Source organism: Yokenella regensburgei, from assembly GCF_051486985.1.
Classification (GTDB): Bacteria; Pseudomonadota; Gammaproteobacteria; order Enterobacterales; family Enterobacteriaceae; genus CBFFRJ01.
The window spans coordinates 78947-105804 of the sequence record NZ_JAHVDV010000015.1; the positions used below are offsets into that span (position 1 = coordinate 78947).

Genomic DNA, 26858 nt, shown 5'->3' on the forward strand with positions numbered 1-26858 from the left:
TGCCAGTTTTCCCGCTCTGCCCGTGAAATTGGGCGGAGCGGGCATCAAATCTCATTAATTCCACAATAACTGCGCCACTAACCGTTTCAGCCCTTTCGCCTTCCTTGAGCCATCGCCGTTCTGGTGGTATCGTTTAGCGCTTTTTTGAAAATTTGAACCGACATTTGAGGGGATTTCCGCAATGCGTATTATTCTGCTTGGCGCTCCGGGCGCGGGTAAAGGAACTCAGGCACAGTTCATTATGGAGAAATACGGTATTCCGCAAATCTCCACGGGCGACATGCTCCGTGCTGCTGTGAAATCTGGCAGTGAGCTGGGCAAGCAAGCGAAAGACATCATGGACGCCGGCAAGCTGGTGACGGATGAACTGGTTATCGCGCTGGTCAAAGAGCGCATTACTCAGGAAGATTGCCGCAACGGTTTCCTGCTTGACGGCTTCCCACGTACTATCCCTCAGGCTGATGCCATGAAAGAAGCGGGCATCAAGGTTGATTACGTACTGGAGTTCGACGTACCTGACGAGCTGATCGTTGACCGTATTATCGGTCGTCGCGTACACGCGGCGTCTGGTCGTGTATACCACATCAAATTCAATCCACCGAAAGTGGAAGGTAAAGACGATGTGACCGGCGAAGAGCTGACCACCCGTAAAGATGACCAGGAAGAGACCGTGCGTAAACGTCTGGTCGAGTACCATCAGATGACGGCACCGCTGATTGGTTATTATCAGAACGAAGCGAAATCTGGCAACACCCGTTACGCTAAAGTTGACGGCACCAAAGCCGTGAGCGACGTTCGCGCCGAACTGGAAAAGATCCTCGGCTAAGTTCTCTCCTCCCCGGCGCCCGCCGGGGATGCTTTATCAATCGCTGCAATTGGTTTCGTTTCCGCGCTTTTCAGTTACAATCATTAACCAGTTCAATGGTTAAGAGGCGCGAATGAGTCAGGCGAAAACAGGTATTCTGCTGGCCAATCTTGGTACCCCAGAAGCACCCACTCCCGATGCGGTAAAACGCTATCTCCGGCAATTTTTAAGCGACCGTCGTGTCGTCGATACCTCTCGTCTGCTGTGGTGGCCGCTGCTGCGCGGTGTGATTTTGCCCATTCGCTCCCCGCGTGTTGCCAAACTCTACCAGTCCGTCTGGATGGAAGAGGGCTCACCACTCATGGTCTTCAGCCGCAGGCAGCAGCAGGCGCTGGCCGCGCGTCTTGCGCAGGTGCCCGTAGCGCTTGGAATGAGCTATGGTAAGCCGTCGCTGGAAAGTGCCGTTGATGAGTTGCTGGCGCAGGATGTTGAACACATTATCGTTCTGCCGCTCTACCCGCAGTTTTCCTGCTCAACCGTGGGGGCCGTGTGGGATGAACTGGGGCGGATTCTGGGCAGGAAGCGTTCCATTCCGGGGATCTCCTTCATCCGTGATTATGCCGACGATCAGGCCTATATTACGGCGCTGGCTAACAGCGTACGTGCTTCTTTTGCCCGCCACGGTGAACCGGACCTGCTACTGCTCTCATACCACGGTATTCCTCAGCGTTACGCCGATGAAGGGGACGATTACCCCCAGCGCTGCCGTGATACGACCCGGGAACTGGTTTCTGCCCTGGCCCTGCCGCCGGAAAAAGTGATGATGACCTTCCAGTCGCGTTTTGGCCGCGAACCCTGGCTGACACCTTACACTGACGAAACCATGAAAATGTTAGGTGAGAAAGGGGTGAAGCATATCCAGGTCATGAGTCCGGGTTTTGCAGCGGATTGCCTGGAGACACTGGAAGAAATTGCGGTGCAGAACCGGGAGTTCTTCCTTGAGGCGGGCGGTGAAAAATACGAGTACATTCCCGCGCTTAATGACTCGCCGGATCATATCGAAATGATGGTCAGTCTTACGGAGAAATATCGCTGATCGCCTGCCGGACCGGGAATGTGCTACCATTCCCGGCCCACTTCTCACCCCGTAATGAAGACCATGAAATTTCCCGGTAAGCGTAAATCCAAACACTACTTTCCCGTTAATGCCCGCGATCCGCTGCTGCAACAAATCCAGCCTGAAAATGAGACCAGCGCCACCTGGGTGGTGGGTATCGACCAGACGCTGGTAGATATTGAAGCAAAAGTGGATGATGCCTTTATTGCCCGATACGGGCTGAGTGCCGGCCATTCTTTGGTGATAAGCGATGACGTGGCGGAAGCGCTGTATCAGGAGCTGGTGCGCGACAACCTGATTACGCACCAGTTTGCGGGCGGCACTATCGGCAACACCATGCACAACTACTCCGTGCTGGCGGATGACCGTTCCGTTTTGCTGGGGGTGATGTGCAATAACATTGAAATTGGCAGCTATGCCTATCGCTACCTGTGCAATACCTCCAGCCGCACCGATCTTAACTATCTGCAGGGTGTTGATGGCGCCATTGGGCGCTGCTTTACGCTTATCAGCGACTCCGGCGAGCGGACGTTTGCCATCAGTCCCGGACAGATGAATCAACTGCGCGCAGACAGCATCCCGGAATCGGTTATTGCCGGTGCCTCTGCGCTGGTACTGACTTCCTACCTGGTGCGCTGCAACCCCGGAGAACCCATGCCGGAAGCGACCATGCAGGCCGTGGCCTACGCTAAAAAACATAACGTACCGGTAGTCCTGACCCTGGGGACGAAATACGTGATTGCCGACAATCCGCAGTGGTGGCGCGACTTTTTGAAGGCGCATGTCTCCATTCTGGCCATGAACGAAGAAGAAGCCTACGCGCTGACCGGCGAAAGTGACCCGCTGGTGGCATCTGACAAAGCGCTGGACTGGGTGGATCTGGTGCTGTGTACCGCAGGCCCGATTGGTCTTTACATGGCGGGCTTTACCGAAGATGAAGCGAAACGTAAAACCCAGCATCCGTTGTTGCCAGGGGCAATTGCCGAGTTTAACCAGTATGAGTTCAGCCGCGCGATGCGCCATCAAGACTGCGTCAATCCGCTGAGGATCTTCTCGCACATCGCGCCCTATATGGGCGGGCCGGAAAAAATCATGAACACCAACGGAGCGGGTGATGGCGCGCTGGCCGCCCTGCTGCATGACATTACGGCGAATAACTATCACCGCCTTAATGTACCCAATTCCAGTAAACACAATTTCACCTGGCTGACCTACTCATCGCTGGCGCAGGTGTGCAAATACGCTAATCGCGTCAGCTATCAGGTGCTGAACCAGCATGCGCCACGTTTATCGCGCGGCCTGCCAGAGCGGGAAGACAGTCTGGAAGAGTCCTACTGGGCACGATAATCTCCCCTCACCCCGGCCCTCTCCCCAAAGGGGCGAGGGTGAAAATCAGCCAGGGCTGGATTGCGAAAGATGTGCACCGGTCAGTTCCCTCTCCCTATGGGGAGAGGGTGAGGGGCAAAGACAGAAGCGCTACCCCGTTACTGCCTCTTCAGTCGGCGGCTTTGCCAGCAGTGTCAGCATGGTATTGGCAATCTCACGCTCGCCCATTACCACCTGACTGGCCCCACGCTCCATGATGTAATCCACCTCATCATCGTAATGTGCGCGGGCGATGATCTCGATACCCGGGCATTTCTCACGTGCGGTGGTCACAATTTCACCGGCCTCATAGCCGTTTGGAATGGTCAAAAGCAGCCAGCGCGCGCAATCCAGGTGCGCCAGATTCATGATCTCTTCATTGGCCGCATTCCCTAATACTGCGCGGATCCCGCGTGCCCGAAGTTCATCCACCCGGGTGCGAGAGGTTTCAATCACCACCAGTGGAATCCCCTGTTCCATTAACTTCTCGCCGAGCAGGCTGCCGACGCGGCCAAAGCCCACCAGCAGCGCATGGTTGCAGATGTCCACCGGGATCTGCTTCTCTTCTTCGGTCGCCTCTTCCAGCGTCTGCTCTTCAAGGGTTTCGGTTTTATCGAGGTATTTTTCCAGCACGGTGAACAGCACCGGATTCAGCATAATCGAGAGAATAGCACCCGCCAGCACAAGGTTCTGGCCTGCCTGAGGCAGGAGATCCAGCGCCATCCCGAGGCCTGCCAGAATAAAGGCGAATTCACCGATTTGCGCAAGGCTGGCAGCGATGGTCAGGGCGGTGCGCGGTGAGTGCCCAAACATACGTACCAGGAAAAATGCCGCCACTGATTTACCAAAGATGATAATAGCCAGCGTGCCCAGCACCGCCAGCGGCTGATTAATCAATACCAGTGGGTCAAACAGCATACCGACCGAGACGAAGAAGAGTACCGCAAACGCATCCCGCAGCGGCAGGGTATCGTGCGCCGCCCGGTGGCTGAGTTCTGACTCGTTCAGTACCATCCCGGCGAAGAACGCACCCAGCGCAAAGGAGACGTCAAAGAGTTCGACGGCGCCAAACGCGATGCCCAGGGCCAGGGCCAGTACCGATAGCGTAAAGAGTTCACGCGAACCGGTGGCGGCGCTTCGCGCCATGATCCACGGCACCAGACGGCGACCCACCAGCATCATAATGGCGATGAAGGCGACCACTTTGCCGATGGTAATCCCCATATCAACGGCGAGTGTGGCTAACCCAACGTTCCCTTTCTCGACCATCCCGGCGACAGCGGGGAGCAGTACCAGGGTCAGCACCATCACCAGATCTTCAACAATCAACCAGCCGATGGCGATTTGTCCACGCTGGCTGTCAATCAGTTGTCGGCCTTCAAGCGCGCGTAACAGCACCACGGTGCTGGCGGTTGAAAGACAAAGTCCAAACACGATGCCGGTCATCAGTGACCAGCCCAGTGCAGCGGAGAGCGCCATACCCAGGAGTGTGGCAACAGCGATCTGCGCTATGGCTCCGGGGATGGCGATGGACTTTACCGCCATCAAATCCTTTAATGAAAAATGCAGACCCACGCCAAACATCAATAAAATAACGCCCAGTTCCGCCAGCTCAGATGCGAGCTTAGTGTCCGCCACAAAGCCTGGGGTGAACGGTCCGGCCAGTACGCCCGCAAGCAGATAACCCACCAGCGGTGAAATTCGTAGTTTATTGGCAAGCATACCGAGGATAAAAGCGAGAACAAGCCCGCCCACAATGGTGGTGATTAGCGGTGTGGCGTGATGCATTCCGTCTCCTTTCGTTGATGCGTGGATCCATTTTGGTTGATTAACCAAAACCCAGGTTACAGTTTATGACAATTTTAACCATTGTGTTTGTGAATAATTGTTGAATGTTGAAGAAAATGACACGTTGGGCGAAAAAAGAGGGGGTGATGGCCTGGAAAAACAGAGTTCGTTGGGTAAGGGCTTGCCCGCAAGCGAACTGCGGAGGCAAAGCAAGACTTTGCCCCCGGAGAAACTACCCTTTATGACGGTTATCGGGCAGGAATATGGTCAGAATTCCCAGTAATGGCAGGTAAGCACATATTTTATAGACCAAATCGATGCTGGTATGGTCAGCAATAACGCCCAGTACCGCAGCACCAAGGCCTCCCATACCGAAAGCAAAACCGAAAAAGAGTCCAGAAACCATACCTATACGCCCCGGTAACAGCTCCTGGGCATAGACCAGAATGGCAGAAAAGGCCGAAGCCAGGACAAAACCAATAATGACCGTTAAAACACCGGTCCAGAAGAGGGTTGCATAGGGTAAAAGAAGGGTGAAAGGAGCAACGCCAAGGATAGAGCCCCAAATTACATATTTTCTTCCAATCTTATCACCGACAGGCCCGCCAATTACCGTGCCCGCAGCCACCGCAAATAAGAAGATAAACAGATGCATCTGCGCGCTCTGCACCGTTAAATCGAACTTATTCATCAGATAAAAAGTGAAATAGCTGCTGATGCTCGCCATATAGAAGTATTTCGAGAAAATCAGCACGAGCAGTACGCAAACGGCCAGAATGACTTTGTTACGAGGCAAGGGATTTATTACCGGGGATGATTTTTTACCCGAATTCACCCGGTGCTGAGCGGCGTACCACCGGCTCACCTGCGCCAGGACTACGATGGCCAGCAGTGCGGCAAGTACAAACCATGCCACATTCCCCTTGCCATAGGGGGCAATCACGATAGCAGCCAGCAGTGGCCCTAACGAGCTACCAAAATTCCCCCCCACCTGAAAGATGGACTGCGCCAGACCATGACGCCCACCGGACGCCATACGAGCCACGCGCGAAGACTCCGGATGAAAGACCGAAGAGCCGGTTCCCACCAGCGCCGCAGCAACCAGCACGGCACTAAAGCTTCCCGCCAGTGCCAGCAGGACCAGGCCGCAAAGGGTAAAGCACATGCCAATCGGCAGGGACCAGGGCATCGGATGTTTATCCGTCCAGTAACCCACCACCGGCTGTAGCAAAGATGAAGAGAGCTGGAAGGTAAGCGTAATCATCCCAATCTGCATAAACGAGAGCGAAAACTCCCCCTGCAGGATGGGATAAATCGCCAGGATCAGCGACTGAATCATATCATTTAACAGATGTGAGACGCTGATGGCCCCAAGAATGCCAAAAGAGGTGCGCGTTTTTACAGCCGACCCGGACGGCGCGGTCAGCGGTTGAGGGTTTTCACTGATTGCCATAAAGACTCTGTCTTAGTTTGCGATGTAAAAAGTATCGGAACTGTAATAATTATCTGGCTAACATACCCGCCCTTAAGGTTTGAAGGAAGTCGCAATTCTGAAAACTTATTTGTCTATTCTTGCAATGGACAGTACTTTTGCGGTTGTTAATGAATCAGGGAGAGAAACGTGAAATTGTTAAAAAAAAGCAGGGTGCTGGCGATTCTGGCAGCACTGAGTCTGGCAAGCACTCAGGTACAGGCTTACGAGCAGGATAAAACCAATAAGGTCACTATTCTGCATACCAACGACCATCATGGTCATTTCTGGCGCAGCGACTACGGCGAGTATGGCCTGTCGGCACAAAAAACGCTGGTGGACAGTATTCGCAAAGAGGTCGCAGCCGATGGCGGTAGCGTATTACTGCTCTCCGGTGGCGACATCAATACCGGCGTACCGGAGTCCGATCTCCAGGATGCCGAACCCGATTTTCGTGGCATGAACCTGATTGGGTATGACGCGATGGCGGTGGGTAACCATGAGTTCGATAACCCTATGAGCGTTCTGCGTCAGCAGGAAAAATGGGCAAAGTTCCCGTTCCTCTCTGCCAATATCTATCAAAAAAGCACCAACGAGCGCCTCTTCAAACCCTGGATGATTTTTGACCGGCAGGGACTGAAAATTGCGGTGATCGGGCTAACCACTGACGACACGGCAAAAATCGGGAACCCTGAATTCTTCACCGACATTGAATTTCGCAAACCGGCTGAAGAAGCGAAGCTGGTTATCGATGAGCTCAATCAGACGCAGAAACCGGATGTGATCATCGCCGCCACGCATATGGGGCACTACGACAACGGCGAGCATGGTTCTAACGCGCCAGGCGACGTGGAGATGGCCCGCAGCCTGCCAAAAGGTGCACTGGCAATGATTGTCGGTGGGCACTCGCAGGACCCGGTCTGCATGGCCTCTGAGAATAAAAAACAGGTGGATTATGTGCCCGGCACACCGTGTGCACCGGATCAACAAAACGGCATCTGGATAGTTCAGGCGCATGAGTGGGGCAAATATGTAGGGCGCGCTGATTTTGAGTTCCGTAATGGCGAAATGAAAATGGTGCATTATCAGCTCATTCCGGTGAACCTGAAAAAGAAAATCACCTACGACAACGGCAAAAGTGAGCGCGTACTCTTTACCCCTGAAATTCAGGAAAATCCGCAGATGCTCTCGCTGTTAACGCCTTTTCAGAACAAAGGTAAAGCGCAGCTTGAGGTCAAGGTTGGCAGTGTGAATGGCCACCTTGAAGGTGACCGCAGTAAAGTTCGCTTCGTACAAACGAACCTGGCGCGCGTGATTCTGGCCGCACAGATGGCGCGTACCAGTGCCGATCTGGCGGTGATGAGCGGGGGCGGGGTGCGTGACTCCATTGAGGCGGGCGACATCACCTACAAAGATGTGCTGAAAGTGCAGCCCTTTGGTAACACCCTGGTCTATGCGGACATGGACGGTAAAGCGCTGAGCGACTACCTGACCGCCGTGGCGAAAATGAAGCCAGACTCCGGTGCGTACCCGCAGTTTGCCAACGTCAGTTTTGTCGCAAAAGACGGTGTGCTCAATGATCTCAAAATCAAAGGTGAACCGATTGATCCGGCAAAAACCTACCGTCTGGCAACGTTGAGCTTTAACGCCACCGGCGGTGACGGCTACCCGCATATCGACGATAAACCGGGCTATGTGAATACCGGCTTTATTGATGCTGAGGTGCTCAAAGAGTTTATTCAGAAAAACTCGCCGCTGGATGTAAATGCATACGAGCCGAAAGGCGAAGTGAGCTGGCAGTAACAGGACGGTGTGAGGGATCCCGACAAAAAAATGCGGGCATGGACGCTTCCCTCGCCCCACCGGGGTGAGGGAAACATGCGGCTCTGAGGGGTATTCCGTTCACCCTATGTTTATTGCTTCTCTGTCGCTCCAGAACCCGTGAACGTGCCAGGCCGATTCATCGCCACCGCCCTGGTGACCCGGGCTCCCGGCCAGGAAAATCGCCGCTGGCGCGGTCAACTTAGCTTCTTCTTCAGGCTTATCGGGGACGGGCGAAGGTAACGTCCGTGTAACGTCGCCCTCGCCGCGCATGCCTGTGCGGCGCCCCGGCCTTACGGATACGCGTCGTCGATTTTCAGCCGGACCCAGTCATCGCGGTGACGGTTTTATTCCCATTACGCAGTGTCATCCCTGCAAAACATAATATTACTGAGGTTCCCTCAGCCTTCGGATGAGGGAATAAAGCTGTACGAAATCTTACTCACGACGCGCGATATCGGCAAATTTTGCATCAAGGATGCTCGCCAGATCGCTTGCCGCCAGTTCAATATCTAACCCGCGTTTGCCACCGGAAACATAGACGGTGGCAAATTCCTGCGCCGGGGCGTCAATCACCGTGGGAAGCCGTTTTTTCTGCCCCAGTGGACTGATACCGCCCACCAGATATCCCGTAATACGTTGAGCCACCCCGGGATCGGCCATATCCACCTTCTTGGCTCCTAAGGCTTTCGCCACTTTTTTCAGATCCAGAAGCCCGGCGACGGGGGTAACGGCGACGGCAAGATGCTTCATATCGCCGTTGATCGCCACCAGCAGGGTTTTATAGACCTGATCGGGGTTGAGGCCCAGTTTGCGCACCACCTCATCACCAAAATTGGTTTCATTCGGGTCATGGTCGTAAGCGTGGATCTGAAACGGGATCTTATTTTTTTCGAGTAACTTAACGGCGGGGGTCATAGCAATCCTTTAAATCACGTTATTTCATCAGAACAGCATACGCCCGCCGGTGAGGGCAAAAATAGTACTATCTTGCGCAAGAGTATTGGCAGTGGCAAAAGTTTGAGCGACAATCTTGCCACCCGGAGCGTAAGCCCCGGCATAATAATAAAAGTGAAATTCCTCTTTGACGGGCCAATACACTTATTGGCCATTTTTTTGCCGCAACAGCGCCGGCAAATTCCCTTCACCATAAAGATGTAACGCCCCCGCAGCCACCACATAATGACCCGGCGGTAAGGCATCCAATCGCTCGCACCAGGCCCGGTTGCGCTGATGCATCAGGACATCATGCAGCGACGCGCTAAAGGTCGTTGGCAGGGTTAAAGGCGATTCGTGCGGAGGGGATTCCAGCCACCAGCTCAACATTACCTGCAGCAGGCGTGCATTTTCATGCCAGTGGGTAAGGGTATCCTGTAACAGTTCATTGCCGCCGTCCGCAAGACCAAGCAGGATGCCTACCTGATTCTCGGTACCCTCCAGTTCGATGACCGGTATCGCGTAAGCTTGCGCGGACTGCAGGAGCTGATAATCAATCCCAAATTCCGGGCGAAGTCCCAGCCGCTGCGCCTGTGTCGCCTGCAATACCAGCGCAATGTGCCATGCCGGGCGGGTATCAAACTCCTCTCGCGGCAGGCCTAACGAGCCCAGTGTTTCATCGAACGCCGTAAGCTGTTCAGCGGACAGTCGCTCCACCAGCGGCGGGCAGACGGGAAGATCTAAAAAAGGGGAGCCACTGCCTGCAACGTCAGCTTCAACGAGCAGGGCGTCAGCGTCACGTAACTTTTGCAGGAGGCCAGCGGGCAGGGGAGACATGCCCTGCGTGCCCATATGAATGCTGCCCACCAGATGAAGGTGGCGGTTACCGCGCAGGGTAATGTCAATGGCAGGCCAGGCATAATGGCGCGCACGAAAGAAATGTTTTATTCGCTGAAACAGCCTCATACGCGCTTCCCGAAGAGAAAACGCCATGCTAGCGCGTAGGGGAGAAAGGTGCAAACCCCGCCAGCACGGCGGGGAGGCTTACTCTTTTGGCGTGAAGCGCAGCAGCCGGTTGGCGTTACTGACAACCGTAATGGATGAGAGCGCCATCGCCGCCCCTGCAACCACGGGGTTCAGTAAGGTGCCGGTGAGCGGCCATAAAATCCCGGCGGCGATGGGGATCCCCAGCGCGTTGTAGACAAAGGCACCAAGCAGGTTCTGCTTCATGTTGCGCAGGGTCGCTCTGGAAATCGCCAGCGCATCGGCCACACCCGTCAGGCTGTGACGCATCAGGGTAATCGAGGCGGTTTCAATGGCCACATCGCTGCCACCCCCCATCGCAATGCCCACTTCCGCCTGCGCCAGGGCGGGCGCATCGTTGATCCCGTCTCCTGTCATCGCCACCCGGCAACCTTCCGCCTGCAGTTTCTTAATGGCTTCGGCTTTGCCATCCGGCAGTACCCCGGCAATCACATCATCAATACCCACCTCCCTGGCAATGGCGTTGGCCGTGATGGGATTGTCTCCGGTGAGCATGACCAGGCGATAGCCCGCACGGTGCAGACGCTGCAAGGCGCTCACGCTGTCATCACGCAGTGGATCACGAATAGCAAACAGTGCGGCAGCCCTGCCATCGACCGCCAGTAGCACCGGCGTCGCGCCCTGAGACGCCTGCGCATCGATCTCACCGAACAGTGCATCCAGACCCACGTTCTGCCCGGCCAACAACGCTTGATTGCCCAGCAGCAAGGTGCTCCCCTGTGCCTCGCCGCTGACGCCAAGCCCGCGCAGAGTGCGGAAGTTCTTTACCTCCGGCAGCACGCTGTCGCCCGCTTTTTCAATAATCGCTTTTCCCAGCGGGTGGCTGGAGCCTTGTTCCAGCGCAGCGGCAAAGGCAATGACCTGCTCTTCGCTGAATCCGTTGACGGTTTTAACCGCCACCACCTGCGGCATGCCGCGCGTCAGGGTGCCGGTTTTATCAAACACCAGCGTGTCCAGCGTGCTGGCACGTTGCAGGGCATCGGCGTCGCGTACCAGCACGCCAAACTCTGCCGCCCGACCCACGCCGGAAATGATAGACATGGGGGTCGCCAGCCCAAGTGCGCACGGGCAGGCGATGATCAACACCGTGGTCGTAATCACCAGGGTATAAACGATTTGAGGCGCAGGGCCAAAGAGATACCAGAGTGCGCCGCTCAATAGCGCAATGGCGACGACCACCGGTACGAAGATGGCCGAGATTCTGTCCGCAAGCTGGCCGATTTCCGGCTTACTGCTTTGTGCCTGGCGCACCATACGAATAATGCGCGACAACGTGGTGTGGCTGCCAACGGCGCTGGCGGTGAACAACACGCTCCCATCCTGCACTACTGTCCCGGCGTGGATGCCATCGCCGGCGCTTTTTTCCTGCGGCACCGGCTCCCCGGTCAGCATGGCTTCATCGAACCAGGCCTCGCCCTGTGTGATAGTGCCATCAACCGGTACACGATCGCCGGTAGTCAGGCGCAGCGTCATCCCCGGTTGCACTTGCGCGAGGGGCACACTGGTTTCGCCCTGTTCCGTGACGACACGTGCGGTGGGCGGCGTTAAATCCAGCAGCTTTTCCAGTGCTTTTGATGACCGCTGGCGGGCGCGGGCTTCGAGCATATGGCCAAGATTAATCAGACCGATGATCATCGCGCTCGCTTCATAATAGAGATGGCGGGCTTCCATCGGGAACCACTGCGGCCAGAGGTTGACGCTCATCGAATAAAGCCATGCCGCGCCAGTGCCGAGCGCGACCAGGGTATCCATGGTGGCGGTGCCATTGGTCAGGCTTTTCCAGGCGCTGCGGTAGAAATGGCCGCCAGCCACCACCATCACCGCCAGCGTAAGTACGCCGATGCACAGCCACAGGGTGCGGTTTTCAGCCGTGACCATCATGTTATCGCCGAGCATACCCCAGACCATTACCGGCACGCCCAGCAGCAGGGCGACAATGGCCTGCCAGCGGAAACGTCGCATGGTGGCGACCGCCGTTTCCTGCTGGCGCGCCCGGCGTTTCATATCATCCTCAATGGCTTCCGCACCGTATCCTGCGTTTTCAACGGCGTGGACTAAATCAGCGGCGGAGGCACTGCCCATGATTAGCGCAGAGCGCTCCGCGAGGTTAACCCGTGCCTGCGTGACCCCCGGTACTGCCTGCAAGGCTTTCTGTACCCGGGAGACACAACTGGCGCAGCTCATGCCGTTGATTAAAAGTTGTTGGCTGTCATCAAGGTCATCAACTACCGGAAGCTCAGGAGTGGCCGCTGTCAGTGCTTCCGACGGGAGTGATGACTCTGCCAGCGGTTTAGCCTTTGGGTGGCTGACGCTCGCGTCGTACCCGGCCTGCTTGATGGTGTCGATCAGCGCAGACGCCTCTGCACTGCCGGTGATTTGCGCATGCGTAATGGTGACTTCAGCCTGCTCGACATCGTCACGTTGCTCCAGGCTCTCTTTCACCCGTTTGACGCAGTGCCCGCAGGACAGCCCGTCCAGATCCAGCTCTATAATGTGAGACATAATTTATTTCCTGTATGATTGGTCGTGTATACCCTAACGCATTCACGTTGCAGCCAACGCACATGCGACGTGAAGTATGACGGGTATAAACATTGACCTGGTTAATCACGTGTACTGATTGAAGAACAGGTTAAACCTTCCATCAAGGGGAAGGTCAAGGGGGGAAAGGTGAATATCAGTATTGTGGCCAAAAAAACCGGGCTGACCAGTAAAGCGATCCGCTTTTATGAAGATAAAGGTCTGGTGACACCGCCGATTCGCGGCGAAAATGGTTATCGCAGTTACACCCAGCAGCAGGTCAACGAATTGACGCTGTTACGCCAGGCGCGACAGGTGGGGTTTAACCTCGAAGAGTGCGGCGAACTGGTAAATCTGTTTAACGATCCGGCCCGCCATAGCGCTGACGTAAAAGCGCGCACGTTGCAAAAGGTCGCTGAAATTGAGCGTCACATTGTGGAGCTGGAAGCGATGCGTAAGCAACTGCTCTCGCTGGCAGATGCCTGCCCCGGCGATGAGGGCGCGGAGTGCCCCATTATCGAAAATCTTTCGGGTTGCTGCCGGCACAACGCTAACGCCTGACGGGATTCACCATAAAAACCACAGTACCCCGGTAGTGTTCTGAGAAGTGGGGTACTCGCGTCGTATCCCACTCGCCACCCTGCACCAGCCCCAGCTTAAAAGGGATACGCAGCCCGCTGAGGGCAGGGAGATATTCGCTGTAATTGGGCACGGTTTTCCGGCCCTGGTAACTCTGAATCACCAGTTCATCTACAGGCAATGTGTTCAGCACATCGATGTTGCCGGTTTTCGCCCAGTCGAGTAAGCCGGTGACCCCAAGTGCATACTGCGAGGGGAGCTGGGTTCGTACCCGCCTGAGGAAAACCGCGTAGTTATCCAGTCTGTGCGAGGCGGCATCAAAGTCTATCTGTAACCCGACCACGTGATTTCCCGCGCTCTGCCAGTTATCGAGTAACCTGGTCATGCGCTGCAAAAACGCATCCGGCACGTCGAGCGTTTCGATGCGTACCGTCAGCCAGAGCTGAGGGAAGATAAGCTGGCTGACCGGAAGGCCAACTTTCTGAAATACCACCCCGGAGGGGCGCTGCACAATTTCTGCCTGATGCAGATAGAGGGTCTGCGCACCTTTCAGCGCGGTGCTCGGTTTCACCCCCGACCACAGCCAGAATGCACGGTGCGCTTCGGCGTTCACTGCCGCACGGGTTGCGTGCGGCAGTAGCAGCGCAGTAATTACCAGTAATATTTGAGCTGTTGTGCCCACGGGCTGCCTGGATAGCGTTGTTTGAGCTGAGTGAACCACGCTTTGCGCTGCGCCTTGTCCACCTCTTTGCCGCCACAGTCGTTATACCCGGATGGGGCATAGCACATTACTGCGCGGTAGAGGGCAAAGCTTTTATCTTCCGGTTCGGCTTTGCTGTTTGCGATGATCTGCATGTAAAAGCCCTGGCGATCGGGCTCTCCGCTCTCCCGCGCTTTATCCACCGCGCTATCCAGCATGTCGTTGCCATGCGAATCACTCATGTCATCCACGCGGGCCTGGGTGGCGCGGAAAAACTCACCGAGGCAGTTTAATGCATGTGGGTCCTGCGGATTTTGCGCCAGTACGCCCACGGTTTTTTCCAGCGAAGCACAATGATAATCGCGCTCTGCCTGCTCCCCGTTCCAGCCGAAAACCGTCAGGTCGACATCGGCAAACGCTTTATCAATCACCGGCTGAGTAATATGGCTGTTGAGCTTTTTATCGTCCAGCCAGCGTTTATACTCCCCGTGGAGGAGGCCTTTAATAAGCAGCGTATGCAGGGCGATGGTGCGTTCTTCATTGTTCGGGCCGTTGACAACCTGTTCACGCAGACGCTCCGGCGTTGCGAGGGTTTTCAGCACCAGTGCACGGTAGCGCAGGTTTTTCACTTCGCTGTCGGCGGCAAAGATGGCATCGACATTGCCGCTCAGCGCTTCCGTGGCTGCCACTTTAGCCTGCAGGTACTGCTGCTGTTCAACGTCTTTGCTCAGTTTAAGCAAATGCAGCCAGTGGGCGCGGGCCTGGGGCCACTGCTTTTGCGCCATCAGCGCTTCGCCGTAAAGCACCTGTTCACTGAACAGCAGGATGTTGTTTTCGGGCAATGTCTCTGCCGGTTTTATTGCCGCGACGATCCCGGCATACTTCTCCTGCTGATAATCGCGTTTCAGGGTCAAGTAGCGCCACAGACCGAGGGAATTGTGTTTCTCAAAGATGGGCTTGATGTGCTGCAGATAGGCGTCGTCCACGCAGGGCGCGCGGTCACTGCAGGTTGTGGCACGCATCAGGCGCAGGGCCTGCGTAAAAGTAATGAGCGGGGCATCCGGCGCGCTGGCGAAGTAGCTGTCGTACTGCGTCAGGTCTTTACTTTGCATTTTGCTGTCATTTTCGGCAACCAGCGCCACCAGTGCGTCGCCGTCCTCCGCCTGCAATAACGCCGTTTCATACAGAGCGGCCAGCGTGTCCCACTCCTCAAGATACCAGTTTATGCGGCGCAACAGCCCCCGGGTGGATGCGGCATAGTCGCCGTCTGGCCAGTGTTCCAGATAGGCACTGGCAAAGCTTCGGGCCTCTCCGGCGGCAGTTTTATCGATTTTTTTGACATCAAAATCGCCATATTCACCGTTGGCATTAACGGTGCTTTGGTTAAGCGCGGTACGCATCAGCATGTACGCTGCCGTTTCAGCCAGCCACGGCTGTTGTACCGCTTTCAGTCGGGTAAAGGCCGCGTTTGCCTCGGCATACTCGCCTGAATAGAAATCATTGGCCGCGAGCAGGTAATCTCGAAAATGGGCGGCAGCAGAGTCCTCGCTGGCGTTCAGTGTTGGCAGCGCGGTAAGCTCAGTAACCTCGCCGGGTATCTGAAGGCGGGCTCTGGCAAGTGCTGTACGCTGCTCCGGGGTAAGCGACGGCTCCGCCAGCAGCGCCGCATAAAAGTGTGAAACGGAATCGCGGTTATTAGAAACAAAGCGTCCTTCAGCCTCATTGCCATTCAGGGTGGTCTCTTTTATCAGCTCCGGCGGCAACGCGAGCTGCCTGAGCTGGTCGCCAAGCGTTGTGTCTTCGGCGGGGGCGCTTTGAGTGGAGGCCGGAGCGTTGTACCACTCCTCGGTATGATCACCAAAATAGTAATGACGGCTGCGGGTCACATCATCGGGCAGTGGCTGGCGCAGCGGTGTGAGCGCTCGCTTTTCACCCACCAGACGCAGCAGATTATCACGGGTATCATTGTCAATAGTCAGCACCGGTGGGCTGGAGAGATAGCAGCCTTCAGCCCCCCACGGGCAACTGTCCATATCTGAAGAGGCAAATGCGTTTGCGCTGGCAAGCGCGGTGGCGAGAAAAATCCCGATTCCTGTTTTTAATGTCTGCATTGTTATTGGTTTTCTGAGTAGAGTCTGATGCGAAGCGTAATGCCTTCCACGGCAACAACTTCAACGTTTGCGCCGGCGGGTAAATCGTTGCTGGCACTAACGGGCCAGGAGCTGTCGCCGACGCGCATGTGTCCACGCCCGTTGACCAGCGCATTATCAAGGGTAAATCGGCGGCCAACCAGTTGCTGCCCTCGTTGATTGAGGGCCGCATCTGCCGGTTTTTGGTCGCGCACGCGCTTTGAGAGCCAAAGCCACCAGAGCCAGGCGGCGGCAAGCGTCAGCAGGGCAAAGAGCACCCCCTGCCACTCCCAGCCCAAAGGCACGACCCACACCAGCAGGCCAGTGATGACCGCCGCCACGCCGCTCCAGAGCAGATAGCCATTGCCTCCGAGCATCTCGGCGGCCAGCAGCAGACCACCAAGACTTAGCCAGAAAATCCAGGCATGTTCAAACAGCAGGGCAATCATGGTTTATTCCGCTCACGGCTGTTCTCTTTGACCAGTTCGGCAATACCCGCAATTGACCCCATCAGACTGCTGGCATCAAGCGGCATCATGACCACTTTACTGTTATTGGCCGAGCCAATCTGTTGCAGGGCTTCAGTGTATTTCTGGGCCACAAAGTAGTTAATAGCCTGAACATCACCCGCGGCAATCGCTTCGGAGACCATTTTGGTCGCCCGTGCCTCTGCCTCTGCGGAACGCTCACGGGCCTCCGCTTCGAGGAAAGCAGACTGACGCTCGCCTTCCGCCTTCAGGATTTTTGCCTGCTTTTCACCTTCGGCTTTGACGATTTCTGCCTGACGAATCCCTTCTGCTTCAAGGATATACGCACGCTTGGTACGTTCCGCTTTCATCTGCGCGTTCATGGATGACACCAGCTCAGCTGGCGGGCGCACATCGCGGATCTCAATACGTGTGACTTTGATTCCCCAGGGGTTGGTGGCTTCATCCACAATATGCAGCAGACGGGTATTGATGCTGTCGCGCTGAGAGAGCATCTCGTCGAGCTCCATTGAACCCAGCACGGTACGGATGTTGGTCATCGTCAGGTTGATAATAGCCAGTTCCAGATTACTCACCTCATAGGCGGCTTTCGGGGCATCGATAACCTGTATAAAACAGACCGCATCAATGGTGACGTTGGCGTTATCTTTAGAGATGATTTCCTGGGACGGGATATCGAGAACCTGCTCCATCATATTGATCTTGCGACCAATCCTGTCCATAAAAGGTACAACAAGACTCAAGCCAGGTTGAAGGGAGCGGGTATAACGACCGAAGCGTTCTACGGTCCACTGATATCCCTGTGGCACAATTTTGACACCCGCACCCACAATAACCAGTGCGACGAAGATGAGAATGGGAATAACGAATAGCATCAAAAAAACCTCCTGTTTAATTTGATGCCATTCTAAACAAATTTGCGGATCATAACAGCGCGATCCCCAAATTTAGCAGGCGGGATCAGTAAAGCAGGGAGTAAAGCTGGCGGCGATACTTAGAGGCCAGCGCATCGCCGGTGCCGAGGGCTGCCAGGATTTCCTGCAACATTTTGCGCGCCTGGCCGTCAGCGGCACCGAGATCCTTACGCAGATGGCTGAACAACAGCTCCAGCGCCTCTTCGTTACGACCCACCTGGTGGAGCTGCAACGCCAGCTGCGTGGCGAGCTGCGCGTCGGCCGGGTTTTGCTCAACCTGCTGTTGCAGGAGCTGAATTTCAGGCGTATCGGCTGCCTGTTTGAGCAAGTCGATTTGCGCGACCAGCCCCTGATAGCGGGTATCCTGATCCTGTAAGGGGATCGTTTTCAGCACCGCTTCGGCCTCTTCTGAACGGTTGAGCGCAATCTGTGTTTCCGCCAGCAGCAGACCGATTTCGCTGTTTTGATTCGATAACTGCCAGGCCTCTTTCAGCAGCGGCAGCGCGTCGGCATAGTTGCCTTCCTGAATCAACTGCATTGCCTGCTGGGCTTTCAGCTCTTCTTCACGCGGCAGAACTTTATCGAGCAGGGCGCGAATCACCTCTTCCGGCTGCGGCCCCTGGAAACCATCGACCGGCTGACCATTCTGGAACAGGTAAACGGTGGGGATCGCACGCAGGCCAAACTGGGAGGCCAGCAGCTGCTCTGCGTCGCAATCCACCTTCGCCAGGATAAATTGCCCGTTATACTGCGCGGCCAGGCTTTCCAGTACCGGAGTCAGTTGCAGGCAGTGCTGACTGCGTTCAGACCAGAAGTAGAACAGCACCGGCACCGTGGCGGACTGCTCAAGAGTCTGGTGCAGATTTGCTTCGTTAATGTTGACGATGTTCTGTGCAGACATGGGCTTTCTCTGTTTAAGTGTTTAAGCATACATGGGGACAGGCGCTGCGCCTTCAACTCACCCGTGTAAAATTTTATCCATCATACGTGCCGGTAACAGGCGTTTAAGCAGGCTGACTACGTAGGTGACGACGGTTACCGGGTAGCGTAATTTCGGCGCTGGACTCTCAAAAGCATGGCGCACTTTAGCGACAACGGCCTCAGGGCCGAGGGTAAAGCGTGCGGCAATCCCTGGGTTTTCTACCGCTTTGTCGCTGGTCTGGTTGACGTTTTGTGTAAAGCGGGTACGAATGGGGCCAGGCTCAATCAGGCTCACTTTAATGCCGGAATGACGCAGCTCCATACGTAGGGCATCAGACCAGGCCTCCAGCGCGTATTTACTTGCCGCATAAGCGCCACGGCCTGGCGTTGAGATCAACCCCATCACGGAGGAGGTCATCACAATTCGCCCTTCGCCGTGGGGCAGCATGGCGGGCAACAGGCGCATGGTGAGCTGATGGGCGCCGAAAAAGTTGGCAGAAAATTGCTGTTCCATCTGTTCGCGGCTGATGCTTGTCAACGGGCCATAGACGCCATAACCCGCGTTGTTAAAAATACCATACAGCCGGTTGTCCGTCAGGGCGATCACCTCGCTGGCGGCGCGTTCCACGCTTTGCGGCGAGTCGAGATCCAACAGGACGCCGGTAAACCCGGCCTGATTCATCCGTTCCACATCATCGCTTTTGCGGCAGGCGGCCAGCACACGAAAGCCCTGACGCTTAAGCTCGTGGGCGCTCTCCAGACCAATTCCGCTGGAACATCCTGTTATTAAGACCGTTTTTTGCATAACTTTACCTGAAAGCATCCCTGATAAATCAGGAGTCGTGATTAACTAATGGAGCCAACCGGGTTGCCATCCAGTCAGCAATAAAGGGCTGTGCATCGCGGTTTGGATGAATACCGTCATCCTGCATCCACTGAGGTTTCAGATAGACCTCTTCCATAAAAAAGGGCACAAGAGGAATATCAAACTCTTTGGCGAGTTTAGGGTAGATAGCGCTGAAGGACTCAGTATAACGGCGGCCATAGTTAGCGGGCAGCCGGATTTGCATCAGCAACGGCTGGGCATTCGCCGCTTTCACCGCCTCTATAATGGTGCGCAGTGTCTGTTCCGTTTGCTGAGGTGCAAAACCGCGCAGGCCATCATTACCGCCAAGCTCCACCAACACCCAACGCGGCTGATGCGCTTTGAGCAGCGCCGGCAAACGTGCCAGCCCCTGTTGTGAGGTATCGCCACTGATACTGGCGTTGACCACCGGGGGCTTTTGTTGCCATTTGTCATTGAGCAACGCAGGCCAGGCGGTGTTGGCAGCCATACGATAGCCCGCGCTCAGGCTGTCTCCCAGAACCAGTAACCTGTCCGCCGCAGCGGCGCGCAGGCTAAACAGAAGCAAGAACAGGAAGGGCAAATGCCAGCGGAAAACAGTGTTGAAGTTCATCATCTTAAGAAGTCCGTCGGTCAGGGGGAGCATGAACTTTCCATCCTTACCGGAGTTGAGCTTGTTGTCAAACGGGCACAGACGATTGCCCTCATCGGTGAATCCGGATCGGGTAAGTCCACGTTACTGGCTATCCTCGCCGGGCTTGATGATGGTAGCAGCGGTGAGATCAACCTGCTTGGCAAGCCGCTGCATAAAATGGATGAAGAAGCGCGGGCGCAACTGCGTGCCGAGAGCATTGGCTTTGTCTTTCAGTCGTTTATGCTGATACCCACGCTCAATGCGCTGGAGAACGTTGAGCTTCCGGCCCTGCTGCGGGGTAAGAACAGCGCTGAGAGCCGGGCGAGCGCGAAAACCCTGCTGGAAACACTGGGGCTGGGCAAACGTCTTGACCATCTTCCGGCACAACTTTCTGGCGGCGAGCAGCAGCGTGTGGCGCTGGCCCGTGCCTTTAATGGTCAGCCTGAACTGCTCTTTGCTGACGAGCCTACCGGGAACCTTGACCGCCAGACGGGCGATAAAATTGCCGATCTGCTTTTTTCCATGAACCAGCAACATGGCACAACCTTAATCCTTGTTACGCATGATCCTCAGCTTGCGGCACGCTGCGACCGCCGCCTGCGTCTGGTGAACGGTGTACTGCAGGAGGAAGCATGATAGCCCGCTGGTTCTGGCGCGAGTGGCGATCGCCCTCGCTCCTCATCGTCTGGCTGGCACTGAGCCTGGCGGTCGCCTGCGTGCTGGCGCTCGGCAGCATCAGCGACCGGATGGAAAAGGGCTTAAGCCAGCAGAGCCGTGATTTTCTGGCCGGCGATCGGATGCTGCGTAGCTCGCGGGACATTCCGCAGGCCTGGCTTGAGGAGGCGCGAAAAGAGGGGCTTAAGGTCAGTGAACAACTCTCTTTTGCTACCATGACTTTCGCGGGTGATACACCACAACTCGCCAACGTTAAAGCTGTCGACAATCTTTATCCGCTGTATGGTGAGCTGAAAACGGCCCCATCTGGGATGAGGCCCGAGCCCGGCACGGTACTGCTGGCCGCCCGCCTGATGGCACTGCTTAACCTGAAAACCGGCGACAACATTGATGTCGGTGATGCCACCCTGCGCATTGCCGGGGAGGTGACCCAGGAGCCGGATGCCGGGTTTAATCCGTTTGAGATGGCACCACGTTTACTGATGAATACCGCCGATGTGGCCAAAACCGGTGCGGTGCAACCGGGCAGCCGCGTAAGCTGGCGGGTAAAATTTGCCGGTACGCCAGCGCAACTTGAAAGCTATGAAAAGTGGCTTCTGCCACAGCTTAAACCGGAACATCGCTGGACGGGGCTTGAGCAGGACAACGGGGCGCTGGGGAAGTCATTGCAACGTTCGCAGCAGTTCCTGCTACTTTGCGCCTTATTAACGCTCCTGCTGGCGGTAGCTGCCGTGGCGGTGGCGATGAACCATTACTGCCGCAGCCGCTACGATCTGGTTGCCATTCTTAAAACGCTGGGTGCCGGCAGGGCGCAACTACGCAAACTGATTGTGGGTCAGTGGCTGATGGTGCTGGTGCTCTCAGCGGCGACCGGGGGGATTATTGGCCTCACCTTTGAAAAAATCCTCATGGTGCTGTTAAAACCGGTGTTACCGGCATCACTGCCCGCCGCGAGCGGCTGGCCGTGGCTGTGGTCGATTGGGGCAATGGTGGTGATTTCGCTGCTGGTTGGCCTGCGCCCTTATCGCCTGTTGCTGGCAACACAGCCACTGCGGGTGCTGCGCCGCGATGTGGTTGCCCGCGTCTGGCCCCTGAAGGTTTACCTCCCCGTTATCTGCGCTGTCACCGTGCTGCTGCTGGCCTGGCTGATGGGGGCGAGTATGCTGTTGTGGTCAGTTCTGGCTGGCGCGGTGGTTCTGGCGCTGGTCTGCGGCGTGGTGGGCTGGCTGCTGCTGCGGGTCATGAAAAAACTGACATTAAAGACCCTGGCGCTGCGCCTTGCGGTGAACCGACTGTTGCGTCAGCCGTGGTCGACGTTCAGCCAGCTGTCTGCATTTTCACTCTCCTTTATGTTACTGGCGATGTTGCTGGTACTGCGCGGAGATCTGCTGGACCGCTGGCAGCAGCAGTTGCCGCCGGAAAGCCCCAATTACTTTCTGATCAACATTGCTCCTGAACAGGTGGCGCCGGTGAAAACCTTCCTCGCCGGGCATCATGTGCTCCCGCAGCCATTCTGGCCGATTGTGCGGGCGCGGTTAACGCAAATTAACGGTGAACCCACCGACAGCCATAGCGATGAGTCTCTTAATCGTGAATTAAATCTGACCTGGCAGGGGGCAGATGCCCGCCCGAATCCGGTCACTGCCGGAACCTGGCCGCCAGAGGTTGGTGGGGTCTCCATCGAACAGGAACTGGCAAAACGCCTGAAACTTAAGCTCGGTGATACGGTGACCTTTACCGGCGATACTCAGTCGTTCAGCGCCAGAGTGACCAGTCTGCGCAAGGTGGACTGGGAGAGCCTGCGGCCAAACTTCTTCTTTATCTTCCCGCAGGGGGCGCTGGACGGGCAACCCCAGAGCTGGCTGACCAGTTTCCGCTGGCAGAACGGCAACGCCATGCTGACCCAGCTTAATCGTGAATTCCCGACCATCAGCCTGCTGGATATTGGCGCTATTTTGAAACAGGTCGGTCAGGTGCTGGAGCAGGTCAGCCGCGCGCTGGAGGTGATGGTAGTACTGGTCACGATATGCGGTGTGCTGTTGCTGTTGGCGCAGGTGCAGGTTGGGATGCGTCAGCGCCATCAGGAGCTGGTGGTCTGGCGCACACTGGGGGCGGGCAAACGGCTGTTGCGCACCACCCTGTGGTGTGAGTTTGCGCTGCTTGGCTTTGTCTCCGGACTGGTGGCGGCCATCGGCGCCGAGACGGCGCTTGCCGTGTTGCAAACCAGGGTCTTTGACTTCCCGTGGGAGCCTGACTGGCGGTTGTGGCTGACGTTGCCCCTGTGCGGCGCGCTGCTGCTTTCACTGTGCGGTGGCTGGCTGGGAACACGCTTGCTCAGGGGCAAAGCCCTTTTCCGGCAGTTCAACCTTTCCTGATCGGAGCCGCCTGAGCAAATGGCCTGTCGCAACACGGGTGACAGGCCCGAAGCCGGGCCCTGCCCCCCCGGCGGTTAGCAAATATCTGCCACGGTTTAGCTAAAAAAAGCATAAAGACAGGGGCATGGGGTCACTTTTCTTTATGCTTCATCGCGTTACCATGCCAAATCCTCCGATCATTCAGTGACATAGTTCACAACAACATGAATTTTTTTCAATTACCGCTGCGCACGCTTTATGCCATCTTATTGCGTGAAATGAACAGCGAGCGCGCCGCCTGGAACGGTGCGCCACACGCAACACACTTTGTTAGGGAGAATATATGGGACGTCGTTTCGGTTTTCGTGCCGCCTTTGGGGCACTGCTTCTGGCCTGCGGATTAAGCTCCGCGCTGGCAAACAGCGATCCGCACACCATCGTCTTCGGCGTGGCGCCGGGGCCTTACGGTGACATGGTCAAACAGGCGATTGCGCCGTCACTGAAAGAGAAAGGGTATAAGGTCGTGGTGCGCGAGTTTAGCGATTACGTGCAGCCAAATATGGCGCTCTCTAACGGCAGCATCGACGCGAACCTTTTCCAGCACTCGCTCTATTTCGACAAATTCACCGCTGATAAAGGGCTGAAGCTGACCAAACTTATCAGCGTACCGACCGCCGGTATGGGCTTTTACTCGCACAAAATTAAGACCCTTGATGAGCTGAAAAAAGGCGACATTGTGACGCTCTCCAACGATCCGACTAACCTGGCGCGTGGCCTGCGTTTCCTGGCGTCCTTAGATCTGATAACCATCAAAGAGAATATCGATCCTACGAAAGCGTCCGAGCGGGATATCGCCAGCAACCCAAAAGGCCTGGTATTTAAGCCGCTGGAAGCCGCACAGCTGCCACGCACGCTGGACAGCGCCACCGCCGCGCTGGTGAATGGTAATTTCGCCATTGCTGCAGGACTGGATCTCTCTACCGCCATCAAACAAGAACATCTGGACGAGAACCTCAAAAACATCATTGCGGTGCGTAGTGAGGATGCTGACAAACCCTTCGCTAAAGACATTGTTGAGGTGGTGAAATCGCCGGCCTACCGTGCGGTGATTGACTCGCCGGAGCACGTGTATGGTGCTTTCCAGAAACCAGACTGGATGACCGCCGCGGACAAGAAGTAAGGGGCGGGTTGTGAGTTAACAGGCAGGCCGCGGCCTGCCTTTTGCTGTTTGAGGGAAACATGATTGAGCTAGATAAGGTCTGCGTAGACTTTCCGGCCGTGCGCGGGGCCATGCCAACCCGTGCGGTGGATGGTGTCAGTCTGCGTATCGCCGCCGGGGAAATTTTCGGTATCGTCGGCACCAGTGGTGCCGGAAAAAGCACGCTGCTGCGCACCCTGAATGCGCTGCAACGCCCGAGTGAGGGCAGCGTGAAAGTCAACGGCGTGGCCATTTCACAGATGGAAGGGCTGACCCTGCGTCAGGCGCGCCAGCGCATCGGGATGATCTTCCAGCACTTCAACTTAATGCACACCCGTACCGTGGCGCAGAACGTGGCCTTCAGTCTGAAAGCAGCGGGCTGGGAACGGGCGAAAATCGCTCCGCGTGTGGCAGAAATACTGGAGCTTGTGGGGCTGAGCGACAAAGCCAGTCGTTACCCGGTACAACTCAGTGGCGGGCAGAAGCAGCGTGTCGGTATTGCCCGCGCCATCGCCAACCACCCGGATGTGCTGCTGTGTGATGAACCCACCTCAGCGCTGGATCTGGAAACCTCTGCCACCATCCTGGAACTGCTAAAACAGATCAACGCGCAGATGGGGATCACGATCGTGCTGATCACCCATGAGATGAATGTGATCAAATCCATCTGCGATCGGGTGGCGGTGATGTCCGGCGGCAGGGTTGTGGAGAGTGGGGCGGTGTTTGATATTTTCGCCCATCCGCAGCATGCCTTCACTCAGCAACTGGTTTCGCGCACCCTCAATCTGACGCTGCCGGAGCGGTTACGCGAGCACCTGCCGGGTCAGCTACTGAAGATTTTGTTCATCGGCGATTCCGCCGAGCAGCCCGTTCTTTCTGACGCGGCCATTAACTTTGGCGTGGCGGTGAACATTCTGCACGGCAAAATCGAATACATTGGTGAGCGTGCGCTGGGCATTCTGGTGGTGCAACTGACCGCCGACGATCCCGCCGTGGTAGGGCAGGCGGTGGATTATATTCGTAACCGGACCGCACAGGTGGAGGTGATCCGTGGATGATTTACTGGCGGACCTGAGTCTCGCTTTTGGCGAAACCTTCCAGATGCTGAGCATTTCGACGGTACTGGCAGTGATCGGTGGCCTGCCGTTGGGCTTTTTGATTTTTGTTACCGACCGCAACCTCTTCTGGCAAAACCGCGCCGTATACCTCATAAGCTCCGTGCTGGTGAACATCATCCGTTCGGTCCCCTTCGTGATCCTGCTGGTGCTGCTGCTACCCTTAACCCAGTTTTTACTTGGCAACACCATTGGCCCGATTGCAGCATCAGTGCCCCTCTCCGTGGCGGCGATTGCGTTTTACGCCCGTCTGGTGGATGGCGCGCTGCGTGAAGTGGATAAGGGCATTATTGAAGCGGCGGAAGCCTTTGGTGCCAGCCCGATGCGCATCATCGGTACGGTGCTGCTGCCGGAAGCCAGCGCAGGCCTGTTGAGGGGCCTGACCATTACGCTGGTGAGTTTGATTGGTTACTCAGCGATGGCGGGCATCGTCGGTGGCGGCGGCGTGGGAGATCTGGCGATTCGCTATGGTTACTACCGCTACGAAACCCAGATTATGGTGGTGACGGTTATTGCGCTGATCGTGCTGGTGCAGGTCGTGCAGATGCTCGGCGACTGGCTGGCACAGCGCGCGGACAAACGCGACCGGCACTGAGTGCCGCCCCCTCTCCCTGAGGGCTGAGGGAGCCCCAGTAATATGACGTTTTGCAGGGATATCACGGCGCAATGAGAATAAAACCGTCACCGCGATGACAGGGTCCGGCTGAAAATCGATGAGGCGTTGACGGCTGACCGGGTCCGCCCGCAGGGAAGCGGGCGGAGGGGATAGCCTGCAGGGATGCAGGCTGGTCTCCGACCCGATAGTCAGACGACATAAGCATCATGGACCGCGAAGCGGCGATTTTCCTTGCCGGGAGCCCGGGTCGCCAGGGTGGTGGCGGTGAACCACCCTGGCACGTTCACGGGCTCTGGCGTGACAGAAAAGCAAGGAACATAAGGTGAACGGAATGACCACAAGCGCCGCAGGTTTCCCCTCACCCTGACGCTCTCCCCAGTGGGGCGAGGGGACCGATCGAGCGGTCTGAGGCCAGTATGCCTCTCCTGAAGAGATGTTGGAACCAATCCAGGGTGAGCTGAGTGGTGGTTTCCCCTCACCCTGACSCTCTCCCCAACGGGGCGAAGGGATTTTCCGTGCTCGTATTATTTTGTGGGGATCCCTCAACTCTCAGGGAGCAAATCCTACGGCGTTAAATCCCATCATCTCCGCCATCGGCCGTGCGGTGGTTAACCTCTCGCATTACCCTGACGACTCACCGTCGCAAATCAACCTGACGCGTTTCTCACGGCGCATACTGGCTGGCCCGGGCTGTGAACCTGCCCGCCAGTAGGCGTTATTCAGCAAAACACCTTCTGGTTTGCGCTTCGGGCGGCGGGAAGTGGTTTACGCCCTGTAGGCGGCAGAGACGTCCTTTAGTTGGATCTGGCAGGTAAATAAAAAGA

At 56.3% G+C, this 26858-nt stretch carries 22 protein-coding genes; 10 read left to right on the forward strand and 12 right to left on the reverse strand.

Going from position 1 to position 26858, the window contains the following annotated elements; translation table 11 throughout:
• Window positions 1-181: 181 nt before the first annotated feature.
• From adk to KXR87_RS12295, 3 genes are all read left to right on the forward strand, one after another.
• A complete protein-coding gene (gene adk / locus KXR87_RS12285) occupies window positions 182-826 on the forward strand; it encodes an adenylate kinase (protein WP_437432527.1) in 645 nt (214 codons plus the stop codon).
• Between the two features lie 112 nt (window positions 827-938).
• Window positions 939-1901: a ferrochelatase gene (gene hemH, locus KXR87_RS12290; protein ID WP_437432528.1), complete on the forward strand. Its 963-nt coding sequence runs from the start codon at window positions 939-941 to the stop codon at window positions 1899-1901.
• A 63-nt stretch (window positions 1902-1964) separates the two neighbouring features.
• The gene (locus tag KXR87_RS12295; protein WP_437432529.1) at window positions 1965-3269 is read left to right on the forward strand and encodes an inosine/guanosine kinase; all 1305 of its coding nucleotides are present in this window, start codon (window positions 1965-1967) and stop codon (window positions 3267-3269) included.
• Between the two features lie 129 nt (window positions 3270-3398).
• On the opposite strand, the gene ybaL is transcribed toward KXR87_RS12295, so the two are convergent.
• Together ybaL and KXR87_RS12305 are read right to left on the reverse strand one after the other, a co-directional pair.
• Window positions 3399-5075 (reverse strand): YbaL family putative K(+) efflux transporter, encoded by a 1677-nt coding sequence (ybaL, locus tag KXR87_RS12300; protein ID WP_437432530.1) that lies wholly within the window; start codon window positions 5073-5075, stop codon window positions 3399-3401.
• A gap of 232 nt (window positions 5076-5307) precedes the next feature.
• Window positions 5308-6528: an MFS transporter gene (locus KXR87_RS12305; RefSeq protein WP_437432531.1), complete on the reverse strand. Its 1221-nt coding sequence runs from the start codon at window positions 6526-6528 to the stop codon at window positions 5308-5310.
• A 168-nt stretch (window positions 6529-6696) separates the two neighbouring features.
• Between KXR87_RS12305 and ushA the strand changes: the two genes are divergently transcribed.
• A complete protein-coding gene (ushA, locus tag KXR87_RS12310) occupies window positions 6697-8349 on the forward strand; it encodes a bifunctional UDP-sugar hydrolase/5'-nucleotidase UshA (RefSeq protein WP_437432532.1) in 1653 nt (550 codons plus the stop codon).
• A gap of 456 nt (window positions 8350-8805) precedes the next feature.
• Here the strand turns inward: ushA and ybaK are convergent, their stop codons facing one another.
• The 3 genes from ybaK to copA all read right to left on the reverse strand — a co-directional run bounded on the left by ybaK (window position 8806) and on the right by copA (window position 12849).
• On the reverse strand, window positions 8806-9285 hold the full coding sequence (gene ybaK / locus KXR87_RS12315) for a Cys-tRNA(Pro)/Cys-tRNA(Cys) deacylase YbaK (protein WP_437432533.1): 480 nt from the start codon (window positions 9283-9285) through the stop codon (window positions 8806-8808).
• Between the two features lie 183 nt (window positions 9286-9468).
• Window positions 9469-10269 (reverse strand): TraB/GumN family protein, encoded by an 801-nt coding sequence (locus KXR87_RS12320; RefSeq protein ID WP_437432534.1) that lies wholly within the window; start codon window positions 10267-10269, stop codon window positions 9469-9471.
• A 78-nt stretch (window positions 10270-10347) separates the two neighbouring features.
• Entirely contained in the window at window positions 10348-12849 is a 2502-nt protein-coding gene (copA, locus tag KXR87_RS12325; RefSeq protein WP_437432535.1) for a copper-exporting P-type ATPase CopA, read from the reverse strand.
• Window positions 12850-13017: 168 nt separating this feature from the next.
• Here copA and cueR point away from each other — a divergent pair, with 168 nt between their 5' ends.
• Window positions 13018-13428: a Cu(I)-responsive transcriptional regulator gene (cueR, locus tag KXR87_RS12330; protein ID WP_437432536.1), complete on the forward strand. Its 411-nt coding sequence runs from the start codon at window positions 13018-13020 to the stop codon at window positions 13426-13428.
• Here the strand turns inward: cueR and KXR87_RS12335 are convergent.
• The 7 genes from KXR87_RS12335 to tesA form a co-directional block, all read right to left on the reverse strand.
• Entirely contained in the window at window positions 13418-14128 is a 711-nt protein-coding gene (locus KXR87_RS12335; RefSeq protein WP_437432537.1) for a DUF3142 domain-containing protein, read from the reverse strand. The genes cueR and KXR87_RS12335 overlap by 11 nt on opposite strands.
• Window positions 14098-16257 (reverse strand): hypothetical protein, encoded by a 2160-nt coding sequence (locus KXR87_RS12340; protein ID WP_437432538.1) that lies wholly within the window; start codon window positions 16255-16257, stop codon window positions 14098-14100. The genes KXR87_RS12335 and KXR87_RS12340 overlap by 31 nt, the downstream gene beginning before the upstream one ends.
• A gap of 2 nt (window positions 16258-16259) precedes the next feature.
• The gene (locus KXR87_RS12345; RefSeq protein ID WP_437432539.1) at window positions 16260-16724 is read right to left on the reverse strand and encodes an NfeD family protein; all 465 of its coding nucleotides are present in this window, start codon (window positions 16722-16724) and stop codon (window positions 16260-16262) included.
• The gene (locus KXR87_RS12350; RefSeq protein ID WP_437432540.1) at window positions 16721-17638 is read right to left on the reverse strand and encodes an SPFH domain-containing protein; all 918 of its coding nucleotides are present in this window, start codon (window positions 17636-17638) and stop codon (window positions 16721-16723) included. Before KXR87_RS12350 ends, KXR87_RS12345 begins: the two co-directional genes overlap by 4 nt.
• 85 nt (window positions 17639-17723) lie before the next feature.
• A complete protein-coding gene (locus KXR87_RS12355) occupies window positions 17724-18578 on the reverse strand; it encodes a tetratricopeptide repeat protein (protein WP_437432541.1) in 855 nt (284 codons plus the stop codon).
• 57 nt (window positions 18579-18635) lie between these two features.
• Window positions 18636-19403, reverse strand: coding sequence for an SDR family oxidoreductase (locus KXR87_RS12360; protein WP_437432542.1), 768 nt, complete (start codon window positions 19401-19403; stop codon window positions 18636-18638).
• Between the two features lie 28 nt (window positions 19404-19431).
• Window positions 19432-20058, reverse strand: coding sequence for a multifunctional acyl-CoA thioesterase I/protease I/lysophospholipase L1 (gene tesA, locus KXR87_RS12365; RefSeq protein WP_437432543.1), 627 nt, complete (start codon window positions 20056-20058; stop codon window positions 19432-19434).
• Between tesA and ybbA the strand changes: the two genes are divergently transcribed.
• From ybbA to KXR87_RS12390, 5 genes are all read left to right on the forward strand, one after another.
• Window positions 20026-20712, forward strand: a complete 687-nt coding sequence (gene ybbA / locus KXR87_RS12370; RefSeq protein ID WP_437432544.1) for a putative ABC transporter ATP-binding protein YbbA — start codon at window positions 20026-20028, stop codon at window positions 20710-20712. The genes tesA and ybbA overlap by 33 nt on opposite strands.
• Window positions 20709-23126 (forward strand): putative ABC transporter permease subunit YbbP, encoded by a 2418-nt coding sequence (gene ybbP, locus KXR87_RS12375; protein ID WP_437432545.1) that lies wholly within the window; start codon window positions 20709-20711, stop codon window positions 23124-23126. The genes ybbA and ybbP overlap by 4 nt, the downstream gene beginning before the upstream one ends.
• Window positions 23127-23448: 322 nt before the next feature.
• Window positions 23449-24285, forward strand: coding sequence for a MetQ/NlpA family ABC transporter substrate-binding protein (locus tag KXR87_RS12380; RefSeq protein WP_437432546.1), 837 nt, complete (start codon window positions 23449-23451; stop codon window positions 24283-24285).
• A 59-nt stretch (window positions 24286-24344) separates the two neighbouring features.
• The gene (gene sfbB, locus KXR87_RS12385; protein ID WP_437432547.1) at window positions 24345-25361 is read left to right on the forward strand and encodes a virulence-associated ABC transporter ATP-binding protein SfbB; all 1017 of its coding nucleotides are present in this window, start codon (window positions 24345-24347) and stop codon (window positions 25359-25361) included.
• Entirely contained in the window at window positions 25354-26013 is a 660-nt protein-coding gene (locus tag KXR87_RS12390) for a methionine ABC transporter permease (protein WP_437432548.1), read from the forward strand. The genes sfbB and KXR87_RS12390 overlap by 8 nt, the downstream gene beginning before the upstream one ends.
• Window positions 26014-26858 lie beyond the last annotated feature (845 nt).